This is a genomic window from Desulfopila sp. IMCC35006 (genome assembly GCF_005116645.1).
In the GTDB taxonomy this organism is placed as follows: domain Bacteria; phylum Desulfobacterota; class Desulfobulbia; order Desulfobulbales; family Desulfocapsaceae; genus Desulforhopalus_A.
In genome coordinates this window covers 1-2789 of the sequence record NZ_SWCM01000034.1, presented here as the reverse complement: position 1 = coordinate 2789, position 2789 = coordinate 1, and the positions used below count along the sequence as shown (strand labels likewise).

Sequence of the window (2789 nt, the reverse complement as noted above, 5' to 3'; positions counted from 1 at the left end):
CATCCCGCCGATGGCAATGCCGGGATCATCGTCACCACCAAAAGTCGTGCATTGGAACTGAGCCCGGATCCAACAAAAGCTATCCAGGTTATTTCTTATGGGTTTGCCCGTGTGGAAAAATCTCATATGCCTGCGGCGCCTGTTCCCGCTGCTAAAATGGTTCTTGCAGATGCCGGGATCACCATAAATGATATCAAGGTAATCAAGACCCATAACCCCTTTGCCGCCAATGATCTTTATTTCGCCAAAGAATTCGGCATCGATGTCAACAGCTTTGACAACTATGGCTGCTCGATGATTTTCGGCCATCCCCAGGCGCCGACGGTTGCCCGGCTGATTATCGAGGGCATTGAAGAGGCGGTTCTTCTCGGAGGCGGTTACGTGTTGATTGCCGGATGTGCTGCCGGCGATACCGGGGCTGCGCTGCTACTGAAGGTTGAGTAGGTTTTACAGGAAAGAGGTGCAGATGCAAGCCATGTGCACCTCTTTATGCAAGTGGGCTGGCGCAGATCAAAAATAAACCTACTATCGTAGAGGTTGAAAATATGCAGACAGAATCGAAACGCTGGATATATCTAATTGTTGGCACCCTAATCAATGTTATTATTGGCCAGACATATGCTTGGAGTGTATTTGTCAAACCTCTTGCCAGCCAGTTCGGGTGGACTGTTGCGGAAGTTTCCGTAGCATTTGCCATATTTCACTCTATCTCCTGTATTCCCATCATTATCGCCGGTAAAATGCAGGACTACATCGCACCCAAATATATCATCTTATTTGGCAGTATTGTGTATGGGGTGGGAATGCTGGCTGTTGGATATGTCCAAAACCTGACCCAGCTGTATCTTACCTATGGCGTAATGGGTGGCATCTCTATGGGCACTATCTATTCCGGAGTTGTCCCGAATCTGGTCCGCTTTTTCCCCGATCATCGTGGCATGGTTTCCGGAATATTGGCTGCGGGAATTGGTTGTGCAGCCTTTCTCTGGGCCCCTGTTGCGGCGATTATGATCGAAAAGTTTGAGGTTCTGCCGACTTTTAAAATGCTCGGAACCCTTTATCTCGTGCTGCTCTGTGCTCTTTCCCTGGTTATTCAGACTGCGGAAGCCGATTTTCGGCCCAAAGGGTGGACGCCATCCAAAGTGCAGCAGAAAGCGATGGTCATACCCGATAAAGACTGGCGCGGCATGTTGTTAGATCCACTTTATTACTGCCTGGCGGCGGTCATTATCATCGGAGGTCTCTCGGGCCTGATGATCATAGCGCACGCTTCCCCGATACTCCAATCGGTAGGACTCTATTCTGCGGTTGCGGCGGGTTCCTGGGTCGGTATTCTGGCCCTTTGTAATTCAGGCGGCAGGTTCGGGTGGGGGCTTATTTCGGACCGCATCGGTCGAATGCCTTCTCTTGTTATTATTTACATCATTCTGGGCCTGGCGATGCTCTGGCTGGCCTCATCGTCCTATGCAGTGGTTGTTCCGATATTACTTGTCGGCATGTGTTTTGGCGGCTTCATGGGGATGCTGGCATCTTTGACCGCCGATGCTTTTGGCGCTAAATATCTGGCGGTGAACTTTGGGGTGATGTTTCTCCCCTTTGGCATAGGCGCATTTATCGGTCCCCGTCTGGCTGCGATCATTAAGGTCAACAGTGGCAGTTACTCACAGGCTTTTCTCATTGCCAGCGCTCTGAGCTGCATAGCCATAGGTCTTGCGGTTGTTGCCAGCATACTCGTCAAACGAAAGAGACAGGCAGCCGAGTCCACCAGCAGCATGGTAATGGAACCTTCATCTTAAAAAAAAATTACTGTAGTGCCCATTCGACACAAAAGTGCACATTACTGTAAAAGGAGTCACTATGACGAATCTGCCTAAAGGTGGAAGCTATTTACTGGGAGCCACCGATCATAAAGATATCTTCACTCCCGAAGATTTTGATGATGAACACCGCATGGTCGCTGATAGCCTGGCGTCTTTTCTCGATGAGAATGTCTTTCCGGTGATGGATGATATAGATGCCAAGAAAGAAGGTTTGATGCGAGAGCTGTTGGTAGAGGCCGGTAAATATGGCTTTCTTGGCTCAGATATTCCGGAGAAATATGACGGTACGGAAACCGACGAAATCTGTTCGACCATTATTGCTGAAAAATTGGGGGCGACAGGATCGTTTGCGATTGCCCATGGTGGTCATACCGGAATCGGTAATCTGCCGATAGTGTATTTTGGCAACGAACAGCAGAAAGCGGCATACCTGCCCTCAATTGTCACTGCGGAAAAAGTATCGGCCTATGCCTTGACCGAACCCGGTTCCGGATCAGACGCCCTGTCGGCTAAAACCAGAGCGGCATTGAATGATGAGGGTACGCATTATGTCCTCAATGGCAGCAAGACCTTCATCTCTAACGCTGGGATGGCGGATATTTTTATCGTTTACGCCAAGATCGACGGTGATAAGTTCAGTGCCTTTATCGTTGATGGGCATGCCGAGGGGCTGACCACCGGGGCGGAAGAGAATAAAATGGGCCTCAAGGGTTCTTCGACCCGGAGTGTTTTTTTCGACAACGTGCTGGTGCCTGTTGAAAACCTGCTCTTTGAGCCAGGCAAAGGACACGTCGTCGCCTTCAATATCCTCAATATAGGAAGGCACAAGGTTGCGGCCAATGCAGTAGGGGCGGCGAAATATGCCCTTGATCAGGCGGCCAGTTATGCCAATGAGCGAAAACAGTTCAAGGTGCCCATCTCCCAGTTTGGTCTTATCAAAGAAAAACTAGCGGAAATGGCCATCCGTAC

The 2789-nt window shown here is 49.9% G+C and carries 2 protein-coding genes and 1 pseudogene; all 3 read left to right on the top strand.

The window, feature by feature from the left end; translation table 11 throughout:
* Positions 1–444: pseudogene (locus FCL47_RS24005) on the top strand (thiolase family protein); the annotation flags it as partial.
* Between the two features lie 101 nt (positions 445–545).
* Positions 546–1796 (top strand): OFA family MFS transporter, encoded by a 1251-nt coding sequence (locus tag FCL47_RS24000; RefSeq protein ID WP_136816264.1) that lies wholly within the window; start codon positions 546–548, stop codon positions 1794–1796.
* Positions 1797–1857: 61 nt separating this feature from the next.
* The coding region (locus tag FCL47_RS23995; RefSeq protein ID WP_205747431.1) for an acyl-CoA dehydrogenase family protein at positions 1858–2789 on the top strand (932 nt) is incomplete at its 3' end.